The 26,051-nt window shown below is 57.7% G+C and carries 28 protein-coding genes; 13 read left to right on the top strand and 15 right to left on the bottom strand.

Going from position 1 to position 26,051, the window contains the following annotated elements:
* Positions 1 to 27: 27 nt before the first annotated feature.
* From pta to ACJJU9_RS20460, 3 genes are all read left to right on the top strand, one after another.
* Positions 28 to 2,127 carry a phosphate acetyltransferase gene (gene pta / locus ACJJU9_RS20450; protein ID WP_048368321.1) on the top strand — a complete coding sequence of 700 codons (2,100 nt, stop codon included), beginning with the start codon at positions 28 to 30 and terminating at the stop codon, positions 2,125 to 2,127.
* The gene (locus ACJJU9_RS20455) at positions 2,128 to 3,033 is read left to right on the top strand and encodes an acyltransferase (protein ID WP_407729403.1); all 906 of its coding nucleotides are present in this window, start codon (positions 2,128 to 2,130) and stop codon (positions 3,031 to 3,033) included.
* Between the two features lie 123 nt (positions 3,034 to 3,156).
* Positions 3,157 to 4,302 (top strand): IS481 family transposase, encoded by a 1,146-nt coding sequence (locus tag ACJJU9_RS20460; RefSeq protein WP_407728679.1) that lies wholly within the window; start codon positions 3,157 to 3,159, stop codon positions 4,300 to 4,302.
* Positions 4,303 to 4,510: 208 nt separating this feature from the next.
* Here the strand turns inward: ACJJU9_RS20460 and cysN are convergent, their stop codons facing one another.
* From cysN to ACJJU9_RS20485, 5 genes are all read right to left on the bottom strand, one after another.
* Entirely contained in the window at positions 4,511 to 6,409 is a 1,899-nt protein-coding gene (cysN, locus tag ACJJU9_RS20465) for a sulfate adenylyltransferase subunit CysN (RefSeq protein ID WP_407729404.1), read from the bottom strand.
* Positions 6,410 to 6,418: 9 nt separating this feature from the next.
* Positions 6,419 to 7,336 (bottom strand): sulfate adenylyltransferase subunit CysD, encoded by a 918-nt coding sequence (gene cysD, locus ACJJU9_RS20470; protein ID WP_048368327.1) that lies wholly within the window; start codon positions 7,334 to 7,336, stop codon positions 6,419 to 6,421.
* Between the two features lie 192 nt (positions 7,337 to 7,528).
* Entirely contained in the window at positions 7,529 to 8,371 is an 843-nt protein-coding gene (locus ACJJU9_RS20475; RefSeq protein WP_407730956.1) for an IS3 family transposase, read from the bottom strand.
* Positions 8,368 to 8,676 (bottom strand): transposase, encoded by a 309-nt coding sequence (locus ACJJU9_RS20480; protein WP_076965378.1) that lies wholly within the window; start codon positions 8,674 to 8,676, stop codon positions 8,368 to 8,370. Before ACJJU9_RS20480 ends, ACJJU9_RS20475 begins: the two co-directional genes overlap by 4 nt.
* Positions 8,677 to 8,813: 137 nt before the next feature.
* Positions 8,814 to 9,572: a Nif3-like dinuclear metal center hexameric protein gene (locus tag ACJJU9_RS20485; RefSeq protein ID WP_153327090.1), complete on the bottom strand. Its 759-nt coding sequence runs from the start codon at positions 9,570 to 9,572 to the stop codon at positions 8,814 to 8,816.
* Positions 9,573 to 9,674: 102 nt separating this feature from the next.
* Between ACJJU9_RS20485 and algW the strand changes: the two genes are divergently transcribed.
* Positions 9,675 to 10,832, top strand: coding sequence for a Do family serine endopeptidase AlgW (algW, locus tag ACJJU9_RS20490; protein ID WP_048368331.1), 1,158 nt, complete (start codon positions 9,675 to 9,677; stop codon positions 10,830 to 10,832).
* Between the two features lie 85 nt (positions 10,833 to 10,917).
* Here the strand turns inward: algW and hisC are convergent, their stop codons facing one another.
* The 10 genes from hisC to ACJJU9_RS20540 all read right to left on the bottom strand — a co-directional run bounded on the left by hisC (position 10,918) and on the right by ACJJU9_RS20540 (position 18,968).
* Positions 10,918 to 11,970 (bottom strand): histidinol-phosphate transaminase, encoded by a 1,053-nt coding sequence (gene hisC / locus ACJJU9_RS20495; RefSeq protein ID WP_407729405.1) that lies wholly within the window; start codon positions 11,968 to 11,970, stop codon positions 10,918 to 10,920.
* Between the two features lie 2 nt (positions 11,971 to 11,972).
* Positions 11,973 to 13,301 carry a histidinol dehydrogenase gene (gene hisD / locus ACJJU9_RS20500; RefSeq protein ID WP_153373685.1) on the bottom strand — a complete coding sequence of 443 codons (1,329 nt, stop codon included), beginning with the start codon at positions 13,299 to 13,301 and terminating at the stop codon, positions 11,973 to 11,975.
* Between the two features lie 162 nt (positions 13,302 to 13,463).
* Complete coding sequence (gene hisG, locus ACJJU9_RS20505) at positions 13,464 to 14,099, bottom strand: ATP phosphoribosyltransferase (protein WP_407729406.1); 636 nt, start codon at positions 14,097 to 14,099, stop codon at positions 13,464 to 13,466.
* A gap of 179 nt (positions 14,100 to 14,278) precedes the next feature.
* Positions 14,279 to 15,544 (bottom strand): UDP-N-acetylglucosamine 1-carboxyvinyltransferase, encoded by a 1,266-nt coding sequence (murA, locus tag ACJJU9_RS20510; RefSeq protein WP_048368338.1) that lies wholly within the window; start codon positions 15,542 to 15,544, stop codon positions 14,279 to 14,281.
* Positions 15,545 to 15,567: 23 nt separating this feature from the next.
* The gene (locus tag ACJJU9_RS20515) at positions 15,568 to 15,807 is read right to left on the bottom strand and encodes a BolA family protein (RefSeq protein WP_048368340.1); all 240 of its coding nucleotides are present in this window, start codon (positions 15,805 to 15,807) and stop codon (positions 15,568 to 15,570) included.
* 114 nt (positions 15,808 to 15,921) lie between these two features.
* Entirely contained in the window at positions 15,922 to 16,227 is a 306-nt protein-coding gene (locus ACJJU9_RS20520; RefSeq protein ID WP_048390273.1) for a lipid asymmetry maintenance protein MlaB, read from the bottom strand.
* The gene (locus ACJJU9_RS20525) at positions 16,224 to 16,883 is read right to left on the bottom strand and encodes a phospholipid-binding protein MlaC (RefSeq protein WP_407729407.1); all 660 of its coding nucleotides are present in this window, start codon (positions 16,881 to 16,883) and stop codon (positions 16,224 to 16,226) included. The genes ACJJU9_RS20520 and ACJJU9_RS20525 overlap by 4 nt, the downstream gene beginning before the upstream one ends.
* A gap of 11 nt (positions 16,884 to 16,894) precedes the next feature.
* Entirely contained in the window at positions 16,895 to 17,362 is a 468-nt protein-coding gene (mlaD, locus tag ACJJU9_RS20530; RefSeq protein WP_048368345.1) for an outer membrane lipid asymmetry maintenance protein MlaD, read from the bottom strand.
* Positions 17,362 to 18,159, bottom strand: a complete 798-nt coding sequence (gene mlaE, locus ACJJU9_RS20535; RefSeq protein ID WP_048368347.1) for a lipid asymmetry maintenance ABC transporter permease subunit MlaE — start codon at positions 18,157 to 18,159, stop codon at positions 17,362 to 17,364. The genes mlaD and mlaE overlap by 1 nt, the downstream gene beginning before the upstream one ends.
* Positions 18,159 to 18,968 (bottom strand): ATP-binding cassette domain-containing protein, encoded by an 810-nt coding sequence (locus tag ACJJU9_RS20540; protein ID WP_048368349.1) that lies wholly within the window; start codon positions 18,966 to 18,968, stop codon positions 18,159 to 18,161. The genes mlaE and ACJJU9_RS20540 overlap by 1 nt, the downstream gene beginning before the upstream one ends.
* 292 nt (positions 18,969 to 19,260) lie before the next feature.
* Between ACJJU9_RS20540 and ACJJU9_RS20545 the strand changes: the two genes are divergently transcribed.
* The 9 genes from ACJJU9_RS20545 (at position 19,261) to rapZ (ending at position 26,039) form a co-directional block, all read left to right on the top strand.
* Positions 19,261 to 20,235: a KpsF/GutQ family sugar-phosphate isomerase gene (locus tag ACJJU9_RS20545; protein WP_048368351.1), complete on the top strand. Its 975-nt coding sequence runs from the start codon at positions 19,261 to 19,263 to the stop codon at positions 20,233 to 20,235.
* Positions 20,235 to 20,759, top strand: coding sequence for an HAD family hydrolase (locus ACJJU9_RS20550; RefSeq protein WP_048390280.1), 525 nt, complete (start codon positions 20,235 to 20,237; stop codon positions 20,757 to 20,759). The genes ACJJU9_RS20545 and ACJJU9_RS20550 overlap by 1 nt, the downstream gene beginning before the upstream one ends.
* 8 nt (positions 20,760 to 20,767) lie before the next feature.
* Entirely contained in the window at positions 20,768 to 21,340 is a 573-nt protein-coding gene (lptC, locus tag ACJJU9_RS20555) for an LPS export ABC transporter periplasmic protein LptC (RefSeq protein ID WP_048390282.1), read from the top strand.
* Positions 21,327 to 21,872: a lipopolysaccharide transport periplasmic protein LptA gene (lptA, locus tag ACJJU9_RS20560; protein ID WP_048368358.1), complete on the top strand. Its 546-nt coding sequence runs from the start codon at positions 21,327 to 21,329 to the stop codon at positions 21,870 to 21,872. Before lptC ends, lptA begins: the two co-directional genes overlap by 14 nt.
* Complete coding sequence (gene lptB / locus ACJJU9_RS20565) at positions 21,872 to 22,597, top strand: LPS export ABC transporter ATP-binding protein (RefSeq protein ID WP_048368360.1); 726 nt, start codon at positions 21,872 to 21,874, stop codon at positions 22,595 to 22,597. Before lptA ends, lptB begins: the two co-directional genes overlap by 1 nt.
* 224 nt (positions 22,598 to 22,821) lie before the next feature.
* A complete protein-coding gene (locus ACJJU9_RS20570) occupies positions 22,822 to 24,318 on the top strand; it encodes an RNA polymerase factor sigma-54 (RefSeq protein WP_048390283.1) in 1,497 nt (498 codons plus the stop codon).
* Positions 24,319 to 24,393: 75 nt separating this feature from the next.
* The gene (gene hpf, locus ACJJU9_RS20575; protein ID WP_123749612.1) at positions 24,394 to 24,702 is read left to right on the top strand and encodes a ribosome hibernation-promoting factor, HPF/YfiA family; all 309 of its coding nucleotides are present in this window, start codon (positions 24,394 to 24,396) and stop codon (positions 24,700 to 24,702) included.
* 12 nt (positions 24,703 to 24,714) lie between these two features.
* Entirely contained in the window at positions 24,715 to 25,179 is a 465-nt protein-coding gene (ptsN, locus tag ACJJU9_RS20580; RefSeq protein WP_273222796.1) for a PTS IIA-like nitrogen regulatory protein PtsN, read from the top strand.
* Positions 25,180 to 25,181: 2 nt separating this feature from the next.
* On the top strand, positions 25,182 to 26,039 hold the full coding sequence (gene rapZ, locus ACJJU9_RS20585) for an RNase adapter RapZ (RefSeq protein ID WP_048368367.1): 858 nt from the start codon (positions 25,182 to 25,184) through the stop codon (positions 26,037 to 26,039).
* Positions 26,040 to 26,051: the final 12 nt, after the last annotated feature.

Raw genomic sequence — 26,051 nt, forward strand, 5'->3', positions numbered from 1 at the left:
CTTGCACTGCTACGTCAGGAAGCTCGCATGCAAACTTTCTTTATCGCCCCCACTGATTTTGGTGTGGGCCTGACCTCAATCAGCCTCGGCCTGGTTCGCACCCTGGAGCGTGCAGGCTTGAAAGTCGGCTTTTTCAAGCCCATTGCCCAGCCGCATCCCGGCGACACCGGGCCTGAACGCTCGACCGAGCTGGTGGCGCGTACCCACGGCCTCAAGCCGCCACAGCCCTTGGGCCTGGCCCACGTTGAGCGCATGCTCGGTGACGGCCAGCTTGATGAGTTGCTCGAAGAGATCATCAGCCTTTATCAGCAAGCCGCCGTTGGTAAAGACGTGTTGATCGTTGAAGGCATGGTGCCCACGCGCACCGCCAGTTACGCGGCGCGCGTCAATTTGCACCTGGCCAAGAGCCTGGATGCCGAAGTGATTCTGGTGTCGGCCCCGGAAAACGAAGTCCTGACCGAGCTCTCTGGCCGGGTCGAGCTGCAAGCGCAGCTGTTCGGCGGGCCGAAAGACCCGAAAGTGCTCGGCGTGATCCTTAATAAGGTGAAAACCGACGAAAGCATGGAAGTGTTTTCAGCGCGCCTCAAAGAGCACTCACCGTTACTGCGGACCGGCGACTTCAAGCTATTGGGCTGCATTCCGTACCAGCCCGAACTCAATGCCCCGCGCACCCGTGACGTGGCCGAGCTGCTCGGCGCGCAGGTGCTGAATGCGGGCGATTATGAAACCCGGCGCATGTCCAAGATCATCCTCTGCGCCCGCACCGTGCTGAACACGCTGCAACTGCTCAAACCCGGAGTGTTGGTGGTAACCCCCGGTGACCGCGATGACATCATCCTGGCCGTCAGCCTGGCTGCCATGAACGGCGTACCGCTGGCAGGTCTGCTGTTGACCAGCGACACCAAGCCTGACCCGCGCCTGATGGAGCTGTGCCGTGGGGCCTTGCAAGCCGGGCTGCCCGTGCTGTCGGTGAGCACCGGCTCGTACGACACCGCTAACCAGCTCAATCAGCTCAACAAAGAAATCCCGATCGATGACCGCGAACGCGCAGAAATCATCACTGATTTTGTCGCCAGCCACCTCGACGCGCACTGGCTGCATCAGCGCTGCGGCACGCCACGGGAGATGCGCCTCACGCCTGCAGTGTTCCGCTATCAATTGATCCAGCGCGCCCAGCACGCCAACAAGCGGATCGTCTTGCCCGAAGGCAGCGAGCCCTTGACCGTGCAGGCCGCCGCCATTTGTCAGGCCCGCGGTATCGCCCGTTGCGTGCTGTTGGCCAAGCCTGAAGAAGTTCACGCCGTGGCCAAGGCCCATGGGTTTGAACTGCCGCCGGGGCTGGAAATTCTCGACCCGGATGTGATTCGTGGCCGTTATGTCGAACCGATGGTGGCCCTGCGCAAAACCAAAAGCATCAATGCGCCGATGGCCGAGCAGCAACTGGAAGACCCGGTGGTGATCGGCACCATGATGCTCGCGCTGGACGAGGTCGACGGGCTGGTTTCCGGGGTCATCCACTCCACTGCCAACACCATCCGCCCTGCCCTGCAACTGATCAAAACGGCGCCGGGCTGCACCTTGGTGTCGTCGGTGTTCTTCATGTTGTTCCCGGAACAGGTGCTGGTGTATGGCGACTGCGTGATGAACCCGCACCCGTCAGCCACTGAGCTGGCAGAAATTGCCCTGCAGAGTGCTGACTCGGCCGCAGCGTTCGGCATCACTCCGCGCGTGGCCATGATCAGCTACTCCAGCGGCGACTCGGCCAGCGGCGAAGAAGTCGAAAAAGTCCGTGAAGCCACCCTCCTCGCCCATGAAGCCCAGCGCGCACTGCTCATCGACGGCCCGTTGCAATACGACGCTGCGGCCAACGAAACAGTAGCCCGCCAACTGGCGCCCAACAGCCAGGTGGCCGGCCGTGCGACGGTGTTTGTCTTCCCCGACCTGAACACCGGCAACACCACGCACAAGGCCGTGCAACGCAGCGCTGATTGCGTGAGTTTGGGCCCGATGCTGCAAGGCCTGCGCAAACCGGTGAACGACCTGCCCCGTGGTGCGCAAGTGGACGACATCGTGTACACCATCGCCCTGACGGCGATTCAAGCCGCCAACCGACCTATGGATGTGTAAATGCTGGATTTTCTGCCTGCGCCGATACGCGGCGTCATTGCTTCATTGTTCTTGGCGATCAACACCATCGTGTGTTGCACGCCGTTGTTTGTGGTTGCGATCTTTAAGCTGTGCCTGCCGTTCAAGCCCGCGCAACGGGTGACCGACGAGTTGATGCGGCACATTCACCAAGCCTGGGTTGGCAACAACAAACGCTGGATGGATCTGCTGGGCAAAACCCGCTGGCACATCAAGGGCCTCGACGGGCTGGACTATGAGCACTCGTACCTGGTGACCAGCAACCACCAGAGCTGGGTCGACATCATGGTGCTGCAATACGTGCTCAATAAACGTATCCGCCCGCTGAAGTTCTTCCTCAAGCAAGAGCTTATCTGGGTGCCGGTGATCGGCCTGGCGTGGTGGGCGTTGGGTTTCCCGTTCATGAAACGCTACTCCAAGGCGTACTTGGCAAAACACCCGGAAAAGAAAGGCGCCGACCTGGCGACCACGCGCAGAACCTGCGCCAAGTTCAAAAACCAGCCGGTGGGCATTTTCAACTTCGTCGAAGGCACACGCTTCACCGAAGGCAAACACGCTGAACAGCAATCGCCGTTCCGCTACCTGCTCAAACCTAAAGCCGGCGGCATTGCCTTCGTGCTGGATGCGATGGGCGAACAGTTAAAGTCCATCGTCAACGTAACGATTCATTACCCTGGCGGACGTCCGGGGTATTGGGACTTGCTGTGCGGCAACGTGCGGGACGTGGTGGTGGTATTTGAAGAGCTGGAAATTCCGGCGGAGTTCATCGGTAAAAACTACGACCAGGACCCGGCCTACAAATTGGCGTTTCAGAGCTGGATCAACCAGTTGTGGGAAGACAAGGACCAGTTGTTGGGCGAGTTGCATCGGCAACACCCGGCACAGTGAAGAAGATCAAAAGCCCCTCACCCTAACCCTCTCCCTGTATGGACCGGGGACATAGCGAACACAATGTTCGGAGACATCGCGAACACTTTTAATAGGACACATTGACCCCTTAGGAGGTGTGATGTGTCCTGGAAAGAGGTGTCCGCAGTGGATCTTCGTCTCGAATTCGTCGCCTTGGCTTTGGCTGAGGGCGCTAACATCAAAGCATTGTGCGAGCACTTCAATATCGGCCGCACCACTGCTTATAAATGGCTCAAGCGTTTCCAATGTGAGGGTAAAGACGGGCTGATAAATCGGTCCCGTCGACCCCACAGTTCGCCTAATCGAACTGCTCACGAGTCTGAGAAGCAGATACTGGCGCTTAATATCGAGCACACCGGCTGGGGGGCGCGCAAGATCAAGGGATGCCTTGAGCGGCGCGGCAACAACATGCCTGCAGCCAGTACGGTTCATGCCATTCTCAAGCGTAATGAGCGCATCGACCCTCATGCAGGTCTAGTCAAACCATTCATCAGATTTGAACACGAGCAGCCCAATGATCTGTGGCAAATGGACTTTAAAGGCCATGTGCCCATGCGTACGGGTCGCTGCCATCCATTGACACTTCTGGATGACCACTCGCGTTTCTTTTTAACTATCGCCGCCTGTGGCAACGAGCAGCGCAGTACCGTACAGGCCCATTTGATCAATGCGTTTCGCCATTACGGGCTACCTGAGCGCATGACGATGGACAACGGGGCGCCGTGGGGCGACGAGCCTGATGCGTATACAGGGCTGGAAATCTGGATCATGCGTCAGGGCGTAAGGGTGAGCCACTCACGCCCCTACCACCCTCAAACGCAGGGCAAGCTGGAAAGACAGCATCGCAGCATGATCAGGGAGGTTTTTAAGGGCTTGTGTCTGATTGACCTGCCCAGCGCGCAGTTCACGCTGGATGAATGGCGCAAGATCTACAACTACGAGCGCCCGCACGGTGGCATAGGCATGCAGGTACCAGCGTCTCGCTATACGCCCAGCGCACGGGAGTATCAGGAGGTGCTACCTGCCATCGAGTACGGTGCTGAGCTTCATGTGCGAAAGGTGCAGGCTAAAGGTGAGATCTACTGGCAGGGTCAGCCCTGGAGGCTCGGTAAAGGCTTTAAAGGCGAGCGTGTAGGTGTACAAGAGGGTATTGAAGATGGGCAATACGATGTCTTCTGGGGAAGCCATCGTATTGCGCAAATTGACAGAGTGACCGGGGTTGTAATATCAGGGAAAAAGCTTCGTTAACTGTTCGCTATGTCTCCGAACAAAGTGTTCGCTATGTCCCCGGTCCATACACTCCCAAAGGGAGAGGGGACTAAAAGCAGAAGCAGGCCTGTGCAACACCACAAATCAGCTCCCTCTCCCTCGGGAGAGGGCTGGGGTGAGGGGAAAATACAGCGCCCAATAAAAAGCCCGCCACCGATCTCGCGGTGACGGGCTTTTTAATCGCGGCTTAGATTGCGCCGCGTTGACGCAACAGGTCGAGCACCCGCTTGACGCCTTCTTCGACGGTCAGCGCTTGAGTGTCGACCACCAGGTCGGCATTCAAAGGCACGTCGTACGGGAAGGACTCGCCCGGGATGTTGTCGCCACCCGCTGCATACAGGCCCTGCGGGTCACGTTCGGCGCAGACCGAAGGCGATGCCTGTACATACACCGTGATCAAACGATCATCACCGATCAGGGCTTTGGCCTGTTCACGGCCTTCAGCATCCGGCGCGACGAAAGCCGCCAGGGTCAGCAAGCCCGCTTCGTTGAATTGACGCGCCACGTGGGCAGCACGACGCCAGTTCTCGGTACGGCCCGCACGGTCCTGTGGCAGACCTTTGTTCAGGTCATGGCGCAGGTTTTGACCGTCCAGCACAAACACCGCACGGCCCATGTCGAACAACTTGCGCTCAACTGCGTAAGCCAGGGTGCTTTTACCGGCACCTGACAAGCCGCTGAACAACACGGTCGCCGGTTGTTGGCCGAAGCGCTGGGCGCGCTCTTGGGTGGTGACGTGTGCCAGCTCGCCGTGATGCGTCGCGCTGCCGTGGCTAACCGGCGAGGCGATGATCATGCCCGCGCCCACGGTGCCGTTGGTCAAGCGGTCGATGATGATGAACGAACCGGTGGTGCGGTTGCTTTCATAACCATCCAGGGCAATTGGTGCGTCGAGGCTGATCTTGACCTTGCCGATCTCGTTCAACTGCAACGCGCTGGCCGGGCCTTCTTCGAGGGTGTTCACATCGACTTTGTTGACGATGCTGGCAATCGAACCCGGCACATAGCTGGTCGCACGCTTGATGTCGTACTTCTTGCCCGGCAGCATCGGCTCTTCGGCCATCCACACCAGCATGGCTTCGAAGTTATCGGTCACCTGTGGCACGTTGTCGGCATGCACCAACAAGTCGCCACGGGAGATGTCGATCTCGTCTTCCATGGTCAGCGTGATCGCCTGGCCAGGACCGGCGTGCTCCAGTTCACCTTCAAAGGTGACAATGGATTTCACGCGGCTGCTTTTACCCGACGGCAGCACCACGATCTCGTCGCCCTTGTGCACGACGCCACTGGCCAGCGTACCGGCGAAACCCCGGAAGTTCAGGTTCGGACGGTTCACGTATTGCACCGGGAAGCGCAGGTCGGTGAGGTTGCGGTCGGCCGCGATTTCCACTGTTTCGAGGATTTCCATCAGCGACTGGCCGGTGTACCACGGCGAGCGCTCGGACTTGTTCACCACGTTGTCGCCCTTAAGGGCAGACATCGGCACGAAGTGCAGGCTCGAAGGCTTCATTTTCAAGCCTTCAGCGAACTTCAGGTAATCGGCCTTGATCGACTCGAATACGCCTTCGTCAAAGTTCTTGAGGTCCATCTTGTTGATGGCCACGACGATGTGCTTGATGCCCAGCAACGAGGCAATAAAGCTGTGACGACGGGTTTGGGTCTGCACGCCGTAACGGGCATCCACCAGGATGATCGCCAAGTCACAGGTGGACGCACCGGTGGCCATGTTGCGGGTGTACTGCTCGTGGCCCGGGGTATCGGCAATGATGAACTTGCGCTTGGCCGTGGAGAAGTAGCGGTACGCCACGTCAATGGTGATGCCCTGCTCGCGCTCGGCTTGCAGGCCGTCGACCAGCAGTGCCAGGTCGATGTCATCGCCGGTGGTGCCGCTTTTTTTCGAATCGCGGGTAATGGCTTCCAGATGGTCTTCGTAGATCATCTTGGAGTCGTGCAGCAGGCGCCCGATCAGGGTGCTCTTACCGTCATCGACGTTGCCGCAGGTCAGAAAGCGCAACATCTCTTTGCGCTCGTGCTGGCCAAGGTAGGCGAGGATGTCCTCGCTGATCAAATCAGATACGTGCGACATGACAACCCCTTAGAAATAACCTTGACGTTTTTTATCTTCCATCGAGCCTGCGCCATCGTGATCGATGACTCGGCCCTGGCGCTCGGAAGTTCGCGTCAGGAGCATTTCCTGGATGATGTCGGTCAGGGTTTCTGCCTCGGACTCTACCGCGCCAGTCAGCGGGTAGCAGCCCAGAGTACGGAAGCGGACCTTTTTCTTGACGATGCGCGCCTTGTCTTCGTCAGACAGGTGCTCAAGGATGCGATCGTCGTCGATCATGATCAGTGTGCCGTTCTTCTCGATAACTTCACGCTCAGCCGCGAAGTACAGCGGCACGATCGGGATGCCTTCAAGGTAGATGTATTGCCAGATGTCGAGTTCGGTCCAGTTGGACAACGGGAACACGCGAATCGACTCGCCTTTGTTGACGTTGCCGTTGTAGACGTTCCACAACTCGGGGCGCTGGTTTTTTGGGTCCCAGCGGTGTTTGCTGTCACGGAACGAGTACACGCGCTCTTTGGCACGGGACTTTTCTTCGTCGCGACGGGCACCACCGAAGGCGGCATCAAAACCATGCTTGTCCAGCGCCTGTTTGAGGCCCTCGGTTTTCATGATGTCGGTGTGCTTGGCGCTGCCGTGGGTGAAGGGGTTGATCCCTTGCGCCACGCCGTCCGGGTTTACGTGAGTGATGAGGTCCAGGCCCAGCTCGGCAACCATCTTGTCGCGAAAGCTGTACATCTCCTGGAATTTCCACTGGGTATCAACATGCATTACCGGAAACGGCAGCTTGCCAGGGAAAAATGCCTTGCGGGCAAGGTGCAGCATTACGGCGGAATCTTTACCAATGGAGTACAGCATCACCGGGTTATCGAACTCGGCGGCCACCTCGCGAATGATATGGATGCTCTCCGCCTCCAACTGTTTCAGGTGCGTCAGTTTGTCGACCATGGCTACTCACGAAAGCTATCTTATTAACGGCCTGCGGGCCGTGTTCGAGGGTCGAATGCTAGCACAGCGCCTACTTCTATTGAGGGCGCCAAGTAGACCTAAACGATCTAAGAATAGATCGCCAGGTTTGGCCGCCCGCCTGTAGGAGCGAGCTTGAACTGGTCAAGTAATCCCGGACACCGATTACGGTGTTTATGCCGCTTTTTGCTCCATGGCTATTGGCGACAGGTAGTTGTTGTAGCTGTGGAGCCTGATTCGGTTGTATCGCATGAAGAAGCTAGTTATATCCTGCCTGGCTTCTTCAACTGTCGTGTAGCCCTTATTGGGCACCCACTCTGATTTGAGTGTCCCGAAGAAACGCTCTGTTGGCGCGTTGTCCCAGCACTGCCCTCTGCGGCTCATGCTTTGTGTTATCCCATGCTCCAGCAGCGCGGACTGAAAGAGCTGGCTGGTGTATTGGCAGCCTTGATCCGAATGAAACATCAAGCCTGCATGTTTACCTCGAACCTCCACCGCCATTCTCAGCGCTCTGCTAACCAGGTTGGCGTCATTGATCAGAGAGAACGCCCAGCCAACGATTCGGCGGGCGAACAGATCAATGACTGCTGCCAAGTGATACCAGCGTTTACCAACCATCAGGCTGGTAACGTCGCCGCACCAGACCTGATTGATTGCGGTTGGCTCGAAGTTACGCTTGAGCAGGTTCTTGGCCACAAATGCTTCGACGCCTCTAGAGCGATACTGATGGCGACGGCGCTGTCTGCTGGCCAAATTTGCCTCCGCCATGAGTTTTCCGGCCAGATGCCGCCCCACTTTGATCTGCTGGGCCTTCAAGTGCTGAGAGATCATCCGCGCGCCTGCACTTCCCCGGCTTTCGTCATGCAGTTGCACGACTTTTGCTCTGAGCGCGTCACGCTTGGTATTCGGCGCTGAACGACGCTTAAGCCAGTCATAAAACGCGCTGCGGGAAACGCTCAAAGCACTACAAAGGAGGCGGGTCGGATATGAGGTCGACTCTCTCAGCTCTTCGATCAGGAAAAACGATCGGGATCCGACATCAAGAGAGCCGTAGCTTTTTTTAAGATTTCAGCCTCGGTCTCCAGGCGCTTGACCTTGGCTCGCAGCTGTTGAAGCTCTCGTTGTTCGTCGCTGATTGCCTTGGTACCTGCCACTGGCTGCCCTTTCTGACGCTCTTTGCGAACCTGATCAATCCAGCGGCGCAGAGCGGTAGGCCCAACGTCCATCGATGCACAGACGTCAGGAACTGAGCAGCTATCATCAAGAACCATGCTTGCAGCACGTTGCTTGAACTCGCGGGTGTAGGTCTTTCGCTCTTGCATGGAACCTCCTGATTGGGCGAATCATATCGCCCTTAAGAGGTGTCCGGGAGCATTAGGCCAGTTCAGCTTGCCTCGCGAGCTTTTGCAAGATCAAAAGATCGCGAGACAAGCTCGCTCCTACACGTTGGGGATGTGGGTTAAATCGGGTTGGGGCAGTCGATGAACAGGTGTTCTAGAGCAAAGCGTCGCGCCAGGTAATCGCCCAGCGCCTGTACGCCGTAACGTTCGGTGGCATGGTGGCCGGCAGCGATGAAGCTGATGTCGTTTTCCCGCGCACTGTGGAAGGTTTGTTCGGACGCTTCGCCGCTCAAGTACAGGTCAACGCCCGCCAGCACGGCCTGGTCGATAAACCCTTGGCCGCCTCCGGTGCACCAGCCTACGCGGCGAATCATGTCGCTGCCTTCAATGAGTAACGGTTCACGCCCCAGCGCTTCCTGGACACGGCGGGCAAAGTCGCGGGCAGTCATCGGTTCGGCCAGTGACCCCACCAGGCCCACGACTTTGTTGTTGGCCGGGTCCAGCGGGCCTTCAACGGTGATGTCCAGTTGCCGCGCCAATTGCACGTTATTGCCCACCTCAGGGTGCAGGTCGAGTGGCAAGTGATAGGCCAGCAAGCTGATGTCATGCTTGAGCAAGGTTTTAAGACGGCGCTGCTTCATACCGGTGACGCACGGGTCTTCGCCCTTCCAGAAGTAACCGTGATGCACCAGAATCAGGTCGGCCTCAGCCTCGACAGCGGCATCCAGCAACGCCTGGCTGGCAGTGACCCCGCTCACAATTCGCAATACTTGCGGTCGGCCTTCGACTTGCAGGCCGTTGGGGCAGTAATCGCTGATTGCAGCGCTGTTCAGATAACGATTTGCTTCTTCTACCAGCGTGCTCAGGGCGACAGCCATAAAAGACTCCTAAATATAGCGTTCAGAGGCGCTCAGGCACTCGTATAATGGCCGCCATTATGGGCCGTCATGGTGGCTCTGCAACCTTCAGGATTAAGTTCAATGTTCAAGGCTTTGCGTTTTTTTGGCTGGCCATTGCTGGCCGGCGTGCTTATCGCTTTGCTGATTATTCAACGCTATCCAGAGTGGGTTGGCCTGCCGACGCTGGACGTTAATCTGCAACAAGCCCCGCGCACCAGTTATGTGCAGCAAGGCCCTGTGACCTATGCCGACGCCGTGACCCGCGCCGCCCCGGCAGTCGCCAACCTGTACACCACCAAAGTGGTGAACAAAAACGCCAGCCCGCTGTTTGAAGATCCGCAGTTCCGACGCTTTTTCGGCAACAACGCGCCCAAACAAAAGCGTATGGAATCGAGCCTCGGCTCGGGCGTGATCATGAGCCCGGAAGGCTATTTGCTGACCAACAACCACGTAGTGGCAGGTGCTGACCAGATTGTCGTGGCACTCAAGGACGGTCGCGAAACCCTGGCCCGCATGATCGGCAGCGACCCGGAAACTGACCTGGCCGTGCTCAAGATTGACCTGAAAAACCTGCCCTCGATCACCATTGGTCGCTCTGACGCCTTGCGCATCGGTGACATCGCGCTGGCCATTGGTAACCCGTTTGGCGTGGGGCAAACCACCACCATGGGCATCATCAGCGCCACCGGGCGTAACCAGTTGGGCCTGAACAACTACGAAGACTTTATCCAGACCGATGCCGCGATCAACCCTGGCAACTCGGGCGGCGCGCTGGTGGATGCCAACGGCAACCTGACCGGCATCAACACCGCGATCTTCTCCGAGTCGGGTGGCTCGCAAGGTATTGGCTTTGCGATCCCGATCAACCTGGCGATGGAAGTCATGAAGTCGATAATCGAGCACGGCCAGGTGATCCGTGGCTGGCTGGGGATTGAGGTTCAGTCACTGACGCCGGACTTGGCCGAGTCGTTTGGCATGAATGGACGCCCGGGGATTGTCGTCGCTGGGATCTTCCGTGATGGCCCGGCGCAAAAAGCCGGTATGCAACTGGGTGATGTGATCCTGAGCATTGACGGCGAACCGGCTAACGATGGTCGTCGTTCGATGAACCAGGTGGCCCGCATCAAGCCTTCAGACAAGGTGGCGATTCTGGTCTTGCGCAATGGCAAAGAGCTCAAGCTCACCGCCGAAGTGGGCCTGCGGCCGCAGCAAGAACAGCCGGCGCATACCGAGAAATAAACACCCCTCTGTAGGAGCGAGCTTGCCTCGCGATCTTTTGATCTTTAAATGATCGCGAGGCAAGCTCGCTCCTACAGGTCGTTAGTTAAATATCTGACAACCCTTCAATCAGCGCCGCGTTCTGCTCTGGCGTGCCAATGGTAATGCGCAGGAACTGGGCGATACGCAGTTGCTTGAAGTGGCGCACGATCACGCCCTGCTCGCGCAATTTGGCCGCCAGTGCTGCCGCATCGTGTTCCGGGTGGCGGGCGAAGATAAAGTTCGCCGCCGATGGCAACACTTCAAAACCCAACGCCTTCAACTGACCGACCACGTGCTCGCGGCTGTCGATGACCGCCTGGCAGGTCTGCGCGAAGTAGTCACGGTCGGCAAAAGCAGCTGCCGCGCCGACGATAGCGATGCGGTCCAGCGGGTAGGAGTTGAAGCTATTTTTAATCCGCTCCAGGGCCTCGATCAGATCAGGATGGCCCACCGCCAGGCCCACCCGCAAACCGGCCAGCGAGCGCGATTTGGACAGGGTTTGGGTCACCAGCAGGTTCGGATAGCGGTCCACCAGGCTGATGGCGGTTTCACCACCAAAGTCGATGTACGCTTCGTCCACCACAACCACTGAGTCCGGGCTGGCCTTGAGCATTTGCTCAATGGCGTCCAGCGCCAGCAAGCAGCCCGTCGGCGCGTTGGGGTTCGGGAAGATGATGCCGCCATTGGGCTTGGCATAGTCCGCAGGCTGGATCTGGAACTGCTCATCCAGCGGCACCGCGTCGAACTCGATGCCATACAGGCCGCAGTACACCGGGTAGAAGCTGTAGCTGATGTCCGGGAACAACAGCGGTTTGTCGTGCTGCAACAGGCCATTGAAGATGTGCGCCAGCACTTCGTCAGAACCGTTGCCGAGAAACACCTGGTTGGTTTGTACCCCGTAATACTCGGCCAACGCCTGCTTGAGCAGGTCGCTGTTGGGGTCCGGGTACAGACGCAGGTTGTCGTTAACTTCGGCCTGCATCGCAGCCAGCGCTTTGGGCGATGGCCCGTAAGGGTTCTCGTTGGTGTTGAGTTTGACCAGCTTGGTCAGTTTTGGCTGCTCACCCGGTACGTAGGGCACCAGCTCTTTAACGAACGAACTCCAGAATTTGCTCATGCTTATTGCCCCTGTTCGGTGTCGGCGATGATCCGGTATTCAGCACTGCGGGCGTGGCCGGTCAGCGACTCGCCACGGGCCAGAATCGACGCGGTTTTGCCCAGTTCAGAAGCGCCCTGCTCCGAGCAAAAAATGATCGATGAACGCTTTTGGAAGTCGTAAACACCCAGCGGCGACGAGAAACGTGCAGTGCCCGACGTCGGCAGTACGTGGTTCGGGCCTGCGCAGTAATCGCCCAGAGCTTCGGAGGTGTGGCGGCCCATGAAGATCGCCCCGGCGTGACGGATCTGCGGCAGCCAGGCTTGCGGGTCTGCCACCGACAGCTCCAGGTGTTCCGGGGCAATGCGGTTGGCAACGTCCATGGCTTGCTGCATGTCATTCACCAGAATCAACGCGCCACGGCCATTGATCGAGGTGTTGATGATGTCGGCACGCTCCATGGTCGGCAGCAATTTGGCGATGCTGGCGGCCACCTTATCGAGGAACTCGGCATCCGGGCTGACCAGAATCGCTTGCGCGTCTTCGTCGTGCTCGGCCTGGGAGAACAGGTCCATGGCGATCCAGTCCGGGTCGGTCAGGCCGTCGCAAACAACGAGGATTTCCGAAGGCCCGGCGATCATGTCGATCCCCACCTGGCCAAATACATGGCGCTTGGCGGTGGCCACGTAGATGTTGCCCGGCCCGACCACCTTGTCGACTTGCGGCACGCTTTCAGTGCCATAGGCCAACGCTGCAACGGCCTGGGCACCACCGATTGTGAACACCCGGTCAACCCCGGCAATACAGGCAGCAGCGAGTACCAGCTCGTTGATTTCGCCACGCGGCGTTGGCACGACCATGACCACTTCGCCCACGCCAGCCACTTTGGCCGGGATCGCATTCATCAACACAGAAGACGGATACGACGCTTTGCCGCCCGGCACGTACAGACCGGCGCGATCCAGTGGCGTGACCTTCTGCCCCAGCACGGTGCCGTCGGCTTCAGTGTAGCTCCAGGAGTCTTGCTTCTGTTTTTCGTGGTAGCTGCGCACACGCTGTGCGGCTTTTTCCAGTGCTTCACGCTGGGCGGCGGTGATGCGGGTCAAGGCCAGTTCCAGGCGCTCACGCGGCAGGATCAGGTCGGCCATGGAGTTAACGCTCAAGCCGTCAAAACGCTGGGTGAACTCAACCAGCGCCGCATCGCCACGCTCGCGCACGGCTTTGATGATGTCGAGCACACGCTGGTTAACCGAGTCGTCAGACACACTTTCCCAACTCAGCAGATGATCCAGATGCTGCGCGAAGTCCGGGTCAGCAGCGTTGAGTCGGCGAATTGCAGTGGGAGCGGTCATAGCGAGGGCCTCGGTAATGGGCGTTTGCTTGGAATTAAGTGGTGCAAGTATCAGGCACGGCAAGACTACCAAGCCATCCGCGTGGGTACCTGAAATTTCTGGCTATTACGCGGATGGATGGGCGCGACGTAGGGATGCTGGATCCAGGGTCGCGCAGGTGTGTCAGCCGCGGTGTCGAGACTCGACTGCTTTGCGCAGGGTATCGATCAGGGCTTGAATGCGGGCGTGCTGCATTTTCATCGACGCTTTGTTGACCACCAGACGGGAGCTGATGGCAGCGATGAAATCTTGTGGCTCAAGGCCGTTGGCGCGCAGGGTGTTGCCGGTATCGACGACGTCGATGATCTTGTCGGCCAGACCAATCAGCGGGGCCAGTTCCATCGAGCCATAGAGCTTGATGATGTCGACCTGACGGCCTTGCTCGGCGTAGTAACGCTTGGCGATATTGACGAACTTGGTGGCAACGCGCAGGCGGCCTTTAGGTTCGGTGGCCCCAACAGCACCGGCAGTCATCAGCTTGCATTGGGCAATCTGAAGGTCCAGCGGCTCATAAAGGCCCTGGCCGCCGTATTCCATCAGCACGTCTTTACCGGCGACACCGAGGTCGGCTGCACCATGCTCGACATACGTCGGCACATCGGTGGCACGGACGATCAGCAGACGGACGTCCGGCTGGGAGGTCGGGATGATCAGCTTGCGGCTTTTGTCCGGATTCTCTGTCGGCACAATGCCTGCTTCAGCCAGAAGCGGCAGGGTGTCGTCAAGGATACGGCCCTTGGACAGTGCAATGGTCAACATGGGAAACGTAAGTCCTTATCAGGGTACTTATGCCTGGCGCAATCGGCGCCGGACATGCATCGAGCCTGATATCAGGCTCGACTTGAACGATTCAAGGCCAGGTAAGGTAACGCGTGCGAGCGCTTACGTCACCTGGCGGCTGGACACGATCCCTGTGCCCATGATGCCAAATCCCAAAACTAGCCCGGAACGCGGCGGATTTTGGCACCCAGCATTTGCAGTTTTTCTTCGATGCACTCGTAGCCACGGTCTATGTGGTAGATGCGGTCGATCAGGGTGTCGCCCTCAGCAACCAGTGCCGAAATAACCAGGCTGGCCGAAGCACGCAGGTCGGTGGCCATGACGGGCGCGCCTTTGAGCGTTTCTGTGCCGGTGACGATGGCAGTGTTGCCTTCTACCTGGATCTTGGCGCCCATGCGGTGCAGTTCGTAAACGTGCATGAAGCGGTTTTCGAAGATGGTCTCGATCACTGCGCCGGTGCCTTCAGCAATGGCGTTGAGCGAGATGAACTGCGCTTGCATGTCCGTCGGGAACGCCGGGTATGGAGCCGTACGCACGTTGACCGCCTTCGGGCGCTTGCCGTGCATGTTCAGCTCGATCCAGTCTTCGCCGGTGGTGATCTCGGCGCCCGCTTCCTTGAGCTTCTCAAGGACGGCTTCGAGGATGGTCGGATCGGTGTCCTTGACCTTCACGCGACCGCCAGTCACGGCTGCAGCCACCAGGTAAGTACCGGTTTCGATACGGTCCGGCATCACGCGGTAAGTTGCCGGGTGCAGCTCTTTAACGCCATCAATGGTGATGGTGTCAGTGCCAGCACCGCTTACCTTCGCGCCCATGGCGTTCAGGAAGTTGGCCAGGTCAACCACTTCAGGCTCGCGCGCAGAGTTCTGCAATACGCTACGGCCATTGGCCAGAGCAGCGGCCATCATGATGTTTTCTGTACCGGTTACGCTGACGGTATCAAAGAAGAAGTTGGCACCACGCAAGCCGCCTTCTGGCGCCTTGGCCTTGATGTAGCCACCTTCGACGTCAATCACTGCGCCCATGGCTTCGAGGCCACGGATGTGCAGGTCAACTGGACGCGAGCCGATGGCGCAACCGCCAGGCAGCGCAACTTCTGCTTCACCGAAGCGTGCAACCATCGGGCCCAGCACCAGGATCGACGCACGCATGGTTTTCACCAACTCGTACGGTGCGACCAGGGTCTTGATGGTGTTCGGGTTGATTTCGACGCTGAGCTTCTCGTCGATCACCGGCTCAATGCCCATGCGACCGAACAGCTCGATCATGGTGGTGATGTCATGCAAATGCGGCAAGTTGCCGACCGTGACCGGGCCATTGCACAGCAAGGTCGCTGCCAGAATCGGCAAAGCAGAGTTCTTCGCACCGGAAATACGGATTTCGCCATCAAGACGGGCACCGCCGGTAATAATCAATTTATCCATAACAATCTCGACGCCAAGGGGGCTCAGGTGCGCTCGGCCCAGGCCGCGCGGCTGAAGAATTTCATAGTCACCGCATGGATGCTGCCATCAGCGATCCACGGGTTCAAATGGGTATAGATGCTTTGTTGACGTTTGACCGGGCTCAAGGCCGCCAGCTCGTCACTAATCACGTTCAGCTGAAAGTTGCAGCCTTCGCCCTCAACTTCTACCTGAATTTCAGGCAGCTTCTCTTCAAGAAAGCTCTTAACTTCTACGGCCTGCATGCTCAACCTCAATCGGCGCCTAACGCGCGCGGGTCGGCCATCATACAAAAAAGCCCCGCGCCTGCGAACCCCGTATAACAGGACTCTGACGGGGGGCTTTCTTATAAGTGGCTATTAATGATGTGCCAGCAACTCGGTCAGACCCGAAACTTTAGCGATTTCACGCATGTCTTCGGGCAAACCGGTAATGCTCATTGGCTTGTTCAGGGCTTGCGCGTCACGGATGTAGCACAGCAGCAGGGACAAGCCCACGCTGCTGGACTTGGTGACCGCCGAGCAATCCACCACAAGGGCTTTGGCCAAGGCCTTTTTGATCAGGGCCTGGCCTTCCTTGCGCAAGCGCGGGCCGGTCTGATAGTCGAGCACGCCACTCAGGCGCAGCTCGCTTTCGCCAGCCAGAGTAATGGCGGCGTCAGTCATTGCTCAGCGGCCTTGGGAGCAGCATTGTCGGTTGTTTCTTTGGCCTTGGCGACTTCGCCGGCCCAGTTATCAATGGTCTTGTCCAGATTATTGCCGTTGCGACTCATGGCATCGGCGAACTGATCACGGAACAACTTGCCGATGTTGATGCCGTTGATGACGACGTTACGTACTTTCCACTCGCCATTTATTTTAGTCAGTGTGTAGGAGACAGGGTAAACCGCGCCATTTTCACCTTTCACCTTCATATCGACGCTCGTGCGATCACCACTTTCATCCTTGGCGGGCGCAACTTCGATGCCTTTGTTGTTGAAATCAAGCAAGGCATTGCCGTAGAACTGGAACAGGCTGCGCTTGAAGTTGTCCTGGAAGCGTTGCATTTGCGCAGGCGTGGCATTGCGCGAATACTTGACAGTCATGATGCTTTTGGAAATACCGTCAACGTCAACCACCGGCCCAACGATGTTGTTCAGGGCGTCATAAAACTCGGCCGGACTGGCTTTGTATTTTTCTTTGTTGGCCGACAAGTCAGCCAGCAGTCGATTGGTTGTGTCAGTCACGATGTCATGGGCAGACTGACCCGGCGCAGCGCTGGCCATCATCGGCAAAGCCGCCGCCAACATTACCAGCAGGCCACGGCGCAAGAGAGAAATCATCTTAAGGCTCCTTATTTGGCTTCTTTGCTAACGGTATTCATCAGGAACTTGCCGATCAGGTCTTCGAGAACCAGCGACGATTGCGTGTCGTGAATGGTGCCACCATCTTTGAGCACAACGTCATCCCCGCCCACGCTGATACCGATGTACTTCTCGCCCAACAGCCCGGCTGTGAGGATAGACGCCGTCGAGTCCGTCGGCAGGTTATTCACATCCTTTTCCACTTGCAGGGTGACGCGTGCCGTGAAGTTGTCACGGTCCAGGTCAATTGCCGTGACCTTGCCGATGGTGACGCCGGCCATGGTGACTTTGGCGCGCACCGTCAGACCGGCGATGTTGTCAAAGTAGGCATAGAGTTTGTAGGTGTCCGTGCTGGCAGTCGGCGACAGCCCACTGACTCGCAGGGCAAGTAACAGTAAAGCCAGGATGCCAGCCAGCAGGAACAGGCCGACACCGATTTCCATGGTGCGGTTTTGCATCAGAAATCTCCAAACATCAAGGCAGTCAAAATGAAGTCCAACCCGAGGACTGCCAGAGAGGCATACACCACGGTTTTGGTAGTGGCACGGCTGATCCCCTCTGATGTGGGCTCGCAGTCATAACCTTGAAACACAGCAATCCAGGTCACTACAAAAGCAAACACGATGCTTTTGATGATCCCGTTAATCACGTCACCACTGAAGGTCACACTGTTCTGCATGTTGGCCCAGTAGGAACCGTCGTAGACACCCAGCCAGTCGACTGCCACCCACGAACCGCCCCAGATCCCGACCACGCTGAAAATCATCGCCAGCACCGGCAGGGAAATGAACCCGGCCCACAGGCGTGGCGCAATGATGTATTTGAGCGGGTCAACACCGATCATTTCCAGGCTGGACAACTGTTCGGTTGATTTCATGTTGCCGATTTCGGCGGTCAGTGCCGACCCGGCACGCCCGGCGAACAGCAAGGCAGTCACCACCGGCCCCAGCTCACGCAACAGGGTCAAGGCAACCATTTGCCCTACCGCCTGCTCGGAGCCGTAGCTGGACAAAATACTGAAGCCCTGCAGCGCCAGCACCATGCCGATAAAAATACCGGACACCACGATGATGACCAGCGACATGACGCCCACAGAATGCAGTTGTTTGAGCAACAGCCCAAACCCGCCGCCAATGCCGCCACGCCCCAGCAATGCGTGAAACAGGAAGATGGTCGAACGGCCCAGTACCGAGACCATGTCGATCCCGGCTCTGCCGAATAACCCGATTCGGTCAATCATTGATTTTTTGGGCATTAACGCTTCCCCAGAAGATCGGTTCGGTAGTCCGACGCCGGAAAATGGAACGGAACCGGGCCGTCCGGATCGCCGTTCATGAATTGACGAATGCGCGGGTTATCCGCATTCATCAGCTCTTCTGGCGTGCCCTGCCCTAGTACCTGGCCATCGCCAACGACATAGAGATAGTCAGAAATACTCGCCGTCTCTGCCAGGTCGTGGGACACCACGATACTGGTGATGCCCAACGCGTCGTTGAGCAGACGGATCAGCCGCACCAGAACCCCCATGGCAATCGGGTCCTGGCCAACAAAAGGTTCGTCATACATCAGGATCTGCGGATCCATGGCAATCGCCCGCGCCAGGGCTACCCGACGCTTCATGCCGCCCGACAGCTCATCGGGCATCAGATCGATTGCCCCGCGCAGCCCCACGGCCTGCAATTTAAGCAGCACGATGTCGCGGATCATGTCTTCTGGCAGTTGGGTGTGAACCCGCAGCGGGAATGCTACGTTTTCGAACACGTCCAGGTCGGTGAACAACGCGCCACTCTGGAACAACACGCCCATGTGCTTGCGCGCATCGAACAGGTCGCTGCGTGACAGGGTCGGCAGATTCTGGCCATTGACCCACACTTCGCCGCTGCTGGGACGCAATTGCATGCCCATCAAACGTAACAGGGTAGTCTTGCCGCAGCCGGACGGGCCCATGATTCCCGTGACCTTGCCACGCGGAATTCGAATATCGACATTATTGAAGATGCTGCGCGAACCGCGCTTGAAGGACACTCCCTTCAGCTCGACCGCGTAGGCGTTATCGGCGCTCATCTAAACTCCTTGCGATGCAGCTTCTGCCTCTCACCCGGACACCATGCTTCTTATTAAGAAGCTCGCGCTCCTGAGCGGGCCGAACTGGCGGCGAACTATAGCACTGCTGATACAGACCGCCCAAGACCGAAGGAGTGCCCTCACAGGTTCCAGACAGCTAATAAATGCCAAATTAGCCGCAGTCCTGACACCGACTTGTAACCTGGTGCAACAAAGCATCACGATCAAGCGTGAGGGAATTGCGCATAACCGCTATAATCGTCGCCTTTTCTCAGGCTACCCGACTTCAAACATGAGCCAATCCAGCGACCTGATTCAATCTGCCCACCGTACTATCCGTCTTGAACTGGAAGCCGTCGAAGGCTTGCTGGCTCATATCGACGCTGATTTTGTACGCGCTTGCGAGATGATTCTGGCAAGTAAAGGCCGGGTTGTCGTGGTCGGCATGGGCAAATCCGGGCATGTCGGCAATAAAATTGCCGCCACCCTGGCCAGCACCGGCACCACGGCTTTTTTTGTTCATCCCGCAGAAGCCAGCCATGGCGACATGGGCATGATCACCAGCGATGACATCATTCTGGCCTTGTCGAACTCCGGCACAACCGCCGAAATCGTGACCCTGCTGCCACTGATCAAGCGCCTGGGCATCAAACTGATCAGCGTGACCGGCAATCCGAACTCGACGCTGGCCAAAGCCGCCGAGGTGAACCTTAACGTTCATGTTGCCCACGAAGCCTGCCCACTGAACCTGGCGCCGACCTCCTCGACCACCGCAGCCCTGGTCATGGGCGACGCCCTGGCCGTGGCGTTGCTCGAAGCACGCGGCTTTACCGCAGAAGACTTTGCCTTCTCGCACCCGGGTGGCGCCCTGGGCCGCCGCCTGCTGCTGAAAGTCGACAACGTGATGCACTCCGGCGATGAACTGCCAAACGTGGTCCGCGGCACCTTGCTTAAAGACGCCTTGATGGAAATGACCCGCAAAGGCCTTGGCATGACCGTTATCGTTGAGGAAGACGGGCGACTGGCCGGGATCTTCACTGACGGCGACTTGCGCCGTACCCTGGACCGCGAAATCGATATTCGCAATGCAACCATCGACTCGGTCATGACGCCGCACGGCAAAACGGCCAAGGCCGACATGCTGGCCGCCGAAGCCCTGAAAATCATGGAAGACCACAAGATCAGCGCGCTGGTGGTGGTCGACAAGGATGACCGCCCGGTGGGCGCCTTGAACATGCACGACTTGCTGCGCGCAGGAGTAATGTAATGACCAGCGATCTGCTTGAGCGTGGCAAACACATCAAACTTGCTGTCTTTGACGTCGATGGCGTACTGACCGACGGTCGCCTGTACTTCCTCGAAGACGGCAGCGAATTCAAGACCTTCAATACCCTGGACGGCCAAGGCATCAAGATGTTGATGGCCGGCGGTGTGCAGACCGCAATCATCAGTGGTCGCAAGACCCCGGTCGTTGAACGGCGCGCACAAAACCTGGGCATCCCGCACCTCTATCAGGGGCGCGAAGATAAATTGGTGGTATTGGACGAGCTTCTCGGCCAACTCGGCCTAAGCTATGAACAGGTTGCCTATTTGGGCGACGACCTGCCCGACCTGCCCGTCATACGCCGGGTCGGCCTGGGCATGGCGGTGGCCAACGCTGCCGGTTTTGTTCGCGAGCACGCCCACGGCACTACCCAGGCACGCGGTGGCGAAGGTGCCGCCCGCGAATTTTGCGAGCTGATCCTGCGCGCTCAAGGGCGCCTTGATGCAGCCCTCGCCGCCTACTTATAGAGCGTTTTATGCAGAGTAAAAAGATTCGCAACATTCTGTTATTCGCAGTCATTGCCGCTCTGTTTGCGGCCGTTGGCTACTGGAATATCAGCCCGGAGCGTTTTCTCGACAAGCCTGTTGCGCCTGTCGATGACACCGCTATCGACTATTACGCAATCAATGCTCACAGCCTGCAGTTCTTGCCCGACGGCAAACTGCAATATGAGCTGACATCAGACAAGGTCGAACATTTGCAGGCTTCTGAAGTCACATTAATGACCAAGCCAGACATGCAAATTTTCCGCGGTACACCCTTCCCGTGGCACGTTCAGAGCGAGCGCGGCGAAGTTAACCCGGACGGTACCCAGGTCGAACTCATCGATTCTGTGCGCGTTGCACGCACCGACGATAAAAACCGCACTACGATTATTACCACGACCCGCATGACTGTATTCCCACAGAAGGAATATGCGCAGACCGACCGAGACGTTAGAATCGACGGCGCCGGTGGTGTGACGACTGGTAAGGGAATGAAAGCATATTTGAAAGACGGCAGGATGGACCTGCTGTCCAACGTAAGAGGACAGTATGAGTCTCGTTAAAACCCTCCCTTTATTGCTCAGCCTGAGCGCAGCACTGGGAAGCGCGAGCGCCTGGGCTCTGCCGGATGACAACAAGCAGCCTATCCGTATCCAGGCCGACGAAGCCCAACTGGATGACAAGCAAGGCGTTGCGACTTACAAGGGCGATGTGATCATCACCCAAGGGTCCATGAAAATTACCGGTAACACCGTCACCCTTACCCGCACCGCAGCGGGCGATATTGACGTGGTGACCTCGGTCGGCAATCTGGCGTATTTCGAACAACTGCAAAAAGTCGGTGATCCGAAACCGGTTCAGGCGTACGCCGTGACGATTCAATATCACGCGCCGCAAAACCGCATCGTGCTGATCGACAAGGCTAAAGTCATCAACGAAGGCAACACGACCGAAGGCGAGAAGATCGTCTACGACACCGTGAAGCAAGTCGCCAATGCCGGCCGGGCCAATGGCACGAACGTCACTGCGCCTCGTCCACGCATTGACATGGTGATCCAGCCAAAGAGTAAAACCGACCAGCAGAAGGCCCAGTAATGGCAACCCTGAAAGCCCAGCATCTGGCTAAAAGCTACAAGAGTCGCCAAGTGGTACGCGATGTCAGCCTGTCGATCGACAGCGGGCAGATCGTCGGATTGCTCGGGCCTAACGGCGCGGGTAAAACCACCTGCTTCTACATGATCGTCGGCCTGGTACAAGCCGATCAGGGCCGTGTACTGATTGACGATCTGGACGTCAGCCACCAGCCCATGCACGGTCGCGCACGCGCCGGTATCGGCTACCTGCCGCAAGAAGCGTCGATCTTCCGCAAGTTGTCGGTCGCCGATAACATCATGGCGATTCTTGAGACACGCAAGGAGCTCGACAAGGCTGGCCGCCGTAAAGAGCTGGAAAGCCTGCTGCAGGAGTTCCATATCAATCACATTCGCGACAACCTCGGCATGAGCCTGTCCGGCGGTGAGCGTCGCCGTGTTGAAATCGCCCGCGCCCTGGCGACCAACCCCAAGTTCATCCTGCTCGATGAACCTTTTGCAGGCGTTGACCCCATCTCGGTGGGCGATATCAAGCAAATCATTCACCACCTCAAGGCCAAAGGCATTGGCGTGCTGATCACCGACCACAACGTCCGTGAAACGCTCGACATTTGCGAAACAGCCTACATCGTCAACGACGGTCAATTGATCGCTGAAGGCGATGCTGAAACAATTCTCGCCAACAAGTTGGTGCGAGAAGTGTATCTGGGCCACGAGTTCCGCCTCTAAAGCTGTACCCTGAGCGCCATTTGAAGCATCAGGCAACCGCCCATGCTGCCAAATCCTTCAAGTGGCGCCCTCCCGCAAATACCCGCCCTAGCACAAACTTATTAAAAATGCCCCCTAGGCAAACGCCCCGCTTTCAGGCATATAATTTGCTTAAGTTTGGCGCTCACGCGCCCTGTAGTGGATGGCGCCATGCGCGCCGGCGAATAAGGTGTTAAGCCCCTGCCATGAAACCATCGCTAGTCTTGAGAATGGGCCAGCAGCTGACGATGACGCCTCAGTTGCAACAGGCCATCCGTTTGCTCCAACTGTCGACCCTGGACCTTCAGCAGGAAATCCAGGAGGCCCTGGAATCCAATCCGATGCTCGAACGCCAGGAAGAAGGCGACGACTTCGACAACTCGGACCCTCTGGCTGACAACATCGAGCAAAAACCCAATAGCGATATTCAGGAGCCTTCCTACCAGCAAGAGTCCGCCCCTACCGTGGACAACCTGGAAGACGGCGACTGGAGCGAGCGTATTCCCAACGAACTGCCGGTCGACACAGCCTGGGAAGACATCTACCAGACCAGCGCCAGCAGCCTGCCCAGCAGCGATGATGACGAGTGGGACTTCACCACCCGCACCTCGGCCGGTGAGAGCCTGCAAAGCCATCTGTTGTGGCAATTGAACCTGGCACCGATGTCGGACACCGATCGCCTGATCGCCGTGACACTTATCGACTGCATCAACAACCAGGGCTACCTCGACGAAACACTCGAAGAGATTCTGGAAGCCTTTGACCCGGAACTCGATATCGAACTCGACGAGATCGAAGCCGTCCTGCACCGCATTCAACAATTTGAGCCAGCCGGCATTGGCGCCCGCAACCTGGGCGAGTGCTTGCTGCTGCAACTGCGCCAGTTGCCCGCCAAGACGCCCTGGATCAACGAAGCCAAGCGTCTGGTCACCGACTACATCGACTTGCTGGGCGCGCGTGACTACAGCCAGCTGATGCGGCGCATGAAGCTCAAAGAAGACGAGCTGCGCCAGGTCATTGAACTGGTGCAAAGCCTCAACCCGCGTCCGGGTTCGCAGATCGAGTCCAGCGAAGCGGAATACGTGGTTCCTGACGTCATCGTTCGTAAGGATAACGACCGCTGGCTGGTCGAGCTGAACCAGGAGTCGGTGCCACGCCTGCGGGTCAACCCGCAATACGCAGGCTTCGTGCGCCGTGCCGACACCAGCGCCGACAACACCTTCATGCGCAACCAGTTGCAAGAAGCCCGCTGGTTTATCAAAAGCCTGCAGAGCCGCAATGAAACGCTGATGAAAGTGGCGACCCAAATCGTCGAGCATCAGCGTGGCTTTCTGGAATATGGCGATGAGGCCATGAAGCCGCTGGTACTGCATGACATCGCAGAAGCTGTCGGCATGCACGAATCAACGATTTCGCGCGTCACCACACAAAAATTCATGCATACCCCGCGCGGTATTTATGAATTGAAGTACTTTTTTTCCAGCCACGTCAGCACCTCGGAAGGCGGTGAATGCTCGTCCACCGCGATCCGCGCGATCATCAAAAAACTGGTCGCCGCTGAAAATCAGAAAAAGCCGTTGAGTGACAGCAAGATCGCTGGTTTACTGGAGGCACAAGGTATTCAGGTGGCCCGTCGGACCGTCGCCAAGTACCGCGAATCCCTTGGGATTGCGCCTTCGAGCGAACGCAAGCGTTTGATGTAAGTACGGGTCACAGCGTTTCAGTGGCAGGCGCTTCGGCCTGTCACTTTATGCAATGGCAACAGAAGGAGAAACTGTATGCAAGTCAACATCAGTGGACAACATCTGGAAGTCACCCAAGCGCTGCGCGACTCGATCAATGACAAACTCGCACGTCTGGAACGTCACTACGACAAAATCACCAACGTGCAGGTGATCCTCTCTGTTGAAAAGCTTCAACAGAAAATCGAAGCCACTCTCAATATTCCCGGCGGAGAAGTTGTCGGCAACGCGGTCAATGAAGACATGTACGCCGCCATCGACAGCCTCTACGAGAAGCTTGATCGCCAACTGAAAAAGCATAAGGAAAAGACTCAAAGCCTGCTCCAGGGCGCAACGGGTCGTTAATACTCCATCACCATGATTCGACTTGAAACTATCCTGACCCCCGGCCGTTCCGTTGTGAACGCGCCGGGCGGCAGTAAAAAGCGCGCACTCGAACAAGTTGCCAACCTGATCAGCCGGGAAGTACCTGATCTGGACGCGCAAAAAGTGTTTGAGGCGCTGATCGCCCGTGAAAAACTGGGTTCCACCGGTTTTGGTAACGGCATCGCAATACCTCATTGCCGTCTGGCTGGCTGCGAGTCGCCCATCAGCGCCTTGCTGCACCTGGACGCCCCCATAGATTTCGACGCCATCGATGGCGCACCGGTCGACCTTTTGTTCGTTTTGCTGGTGCCACAAGCGGCTACCGATGCGCACCTGGAACTGCTCCGGCAGATCGCCAGCATGCTCGACCGCAAAGACGTGCGTGATAGATTGCGCAGCGCACCCAGCAACGAAGCGTTGTATCAGGTTGTTCTGGACGTACAGAACGGTCATTAATCATGCGCTTAGTCATTGTCAGCGGACGCTCCGGCTCCGGAAAAAGTACAGCCCTCGCGGTCCTCGAAGACAACGGTTTTTATTGCATCGACAACCTGCCGGCCGGCTTGCTGCCTGAGCTGGCGGAACGCGCACTGATCCACACAGAATTACCGCAACCGCTGGTCGCCGTCTCGATTGATGCGCGTAACCTGCCGAGTCACCTGTCGCGCTTTCCGCAATTGCTTGAGGAAGTGCGCAACCGGCATATCCAGTGCGATGTCCTGTATCTGGATGCCGATGAAGAAACCCTGCTCAAGCGCTTCTCGGAAACCCGTCGTCGGCACCCGCTGAGCAGTGAAAGCCGCTCGCTGGCAGAGGCCATTCGCGATGAAACCCACTTGCTCGGGCCGATTGCCGACCTCGCCGACCTGACCGTCAATACCACCAATCTGAACCTGTATCAGTTGCGCGATACGATCAAGTTGCGCCTGCTGAACAAGCCCGAACCGGGCACAGCGTTCCTGATTGAATCATTTGGTTTCAAGCGCGGCATGCCGGTAGACGCTGACCTGGTGTTTGACGTGCGCTGCCTGCCCAACCCGTACTGGAAGCCGGAGCTGCGCGAGCAATCAGGCCTGGATCAACCTGTGGCGGATTACCTCGCCGCACAGCCGGATGTGGAAGAGATGTTTCAGGACATCTCCAGCTACCTGCTTAAATGGCTACCCCGCTTTGCCGCCAGCAATCGTGCTTATGTGACCATTGCTATCGGCTGCACAGGCGGCCATCACCGCTCGGTGTATCTGACCGAGCGGCTTGGCAAATGCCTGCAAGAAACTCTTAAGAACGTCCAGGTTCGCCACCGCGACCTGACTTGAAAGGACCCACCC

The sequence above is a fragment of the Pseudomonas helleri genome (assembly GCF_045830615.1).
Classification (GTDB): Bacteria; Pseudomonadota; Gammaproteobacteria; order Pseudomonadales; family Pseudomonadaceae; genus Aquipseudomonas; species Aquipseudomonas helleri.

What these genes read in the sequence shown, in the direction of transcription:
- cysN (WP_407729404.1), bottom strand. Translation starts at nt 6,409, where the DNA reads ATGTCGCACGTATCTGATTTGATCAGCGAGGACATCCTCGCCTACCTT.
- ACJJU9_RS20485 (WP_153327090.1), bottom strand. Translation starts at nt 9,572, where the DNA reads ATGGCTGTCGCCCTGAGCACGCTGGTAGAAGAAGCAAATCGTTATCTG.
- lptA (WP_048368358.1), top strand. Translation starts at nt 21,327, where the DNA reads ATGAGTCTCGTTAAAACCCTCCCTTTATTGCTCAGCCTGAGCGCAGCA.
- ACJJU9_RS20480 (WP_076965378.1), bottom strand. Translation starts at nt 8,676, where the DNA reads ATGCAAGAGCGAAAGACCTACACCCGCGAGTTCAAGCAACGTGCTGCA.
- ACJJU9_RS20570 (WP_048390283.1), top strand. Translation starts at nt 22,822, where the DNA reads ATGAAACCATCGCTAGTCTTGAGAATGGGCCAGCAGCTGACGATGACG.
- hisD (WP_153373685.1), bottom strand. Translation starts at nt 13,301, where the DNA reads ATGACCGCTCCCACTGCAATTCGCCGACTCAACGCTGCTGACCCGGAC.
- hpf (WP_123749612.1), top strand. Translation starts at nt 24,394, where the DNA reads ATGCAAGTCAACATCAGTGGACAACATCTGGAAGTCACCCAAGCGCTG.
- lptC (WP_048390282.1), top strand. Translation starts at nt 20,768, where the DNA reads ATGCAGAGTAAAAAGATTCGCAACATTCTGTTATTCGCAGTCATTGCC.
- ptsN (WP_273222796.1), top strand. Translation starts at nt 24,715, where the DNA reads ATGATTCGACTTGAAACTATCCTGACCCCCGGCCGTTCCGTTGTGAAC.
- mlaE (WP_048368347.1), bottom strand. Translation starts at nt 18,159, where the DNA reads ATGCCCAAAAAATCAATGATTGACCGAATCGGGTTATTCGGCAGAGCC.
- hisC (WP_407729405.1), bottom strand. Translation starts at nt 11,970, where the DNA reads ATGAGCAAATTCTGGAGTTCGTTCGTTAAAGAGCTGGTGCCCTACGTA.
- rapZ (WP_048368367.1), top strand. Translation starts at nt 25,182, where the DNA reads ATGCGCTTAGTCATTGTCAGCGGACGCTCCGGCTCCGGAAAAAGTACA.
- ACJJU9_RS20525 (WP_407729407.1), bottom strand. Translation starts at nt 16,883, where the DNA reads ATGATTTCTCTCTTGCGCCGTGGCCTGCTGGTAATGTTGGCGGCGGCT.
- ACJJU9_RS20540 (WP_048368349.1), bottom strand. Translation starts at nt 18,968, where the DNA reads ATGAGCGCCGATAACGCCTACGCGGTCGAGCTGAAGGGAGTGTCCTTC.
- ACJJU9_RS20545 (WP_048368351.1), top strand. Translation starts at nt 19,261, where the DNA reads ATGAGCCAATCCAGCGACCTGATTCAATCTGCCCACCGTACTATCCGT.
- pta (WP_048368321.1), top strand. Translation starts at nt 28, where the DNA reads ATGCAAACTTTCTTTATCGCCCCCACTGATTTTGGTGTGGGCCTGACC.
- murA (WP_048368338.1), bottom strand. Translation starts at nt 15,544, where the DNA reads ATGGATAAATTGATTATTACCGGCGGTGCCCGTCTTGATGGCGAAATC.
- cysD (WP_048368327.1), bottom strand. Translation starts at nt 7,336, where the DNA reads ATGGTCGACAAACTGACGCACCTGAAACAGTTGGAGGCGGAGAGCATC.
- lptB (WP_048368360.1), top strand. Translation starts at nt 21,872, where the DNA reads ATGGCAACCCTGAAAGCCCAGCATCTGGCTAAAAGCTACAAGAGTCGC.
- ACJJU9_RS20550 (WP_048390280.1), top strand. Translation starts at nt 20,235, where the DNA reads ATGACCAGCGATCTGCTTGAGCGTGGCAAACACATCAAACTTGCTGTC.
- ACJJU9_RS20520 (WP_048390273.1), bottom strand. Translation starts at nt 16,227, where the DNA reads ATGACTGACGCCGCCATTACTCTGGCTGGCGAAAGCGAGCTGCGCCTG.
- algW (WP_048368331.1), top strand. Translation starts at nt 9,675, where the DNA reads ATGTTCAAGGCTTTGCGTTTTTTTGGCTGGCCATTGCTGGCCGGCGTG.
- mlaD (WP_048368345.1), bottom strand. Translation starts at nt 17,362, where the DNA reads ATGCAAAACCGCACCATGGAAATCGGTGTCGGCCTGTTCCTGCTGGCT.
- hisG (WP_407729406.1), bottom strand. Translation starts at nt 14,099, where the DNA reads ATGTTGACCATTGCACTGTCCAAGGGCCGTATCCTTGACGACACCCTG.
- ACJJU9_RS20515 (WP_048368340.1), bottom strand. Translation starts at nt 15,807, where the DNA reads ATGCAGGCCGTAGAAGTTAAGAGCTTTCTTGAAGAGAAGCTGCCTGAA.
- ACJJU9_RS20455 (WP_407729403.1), top strand. Translation starts at nt 2,128, where the DNA reads ATGCTGGATTTTCTGCCTGCGCCGATACGCGGCGTCATTGCTTCATTG.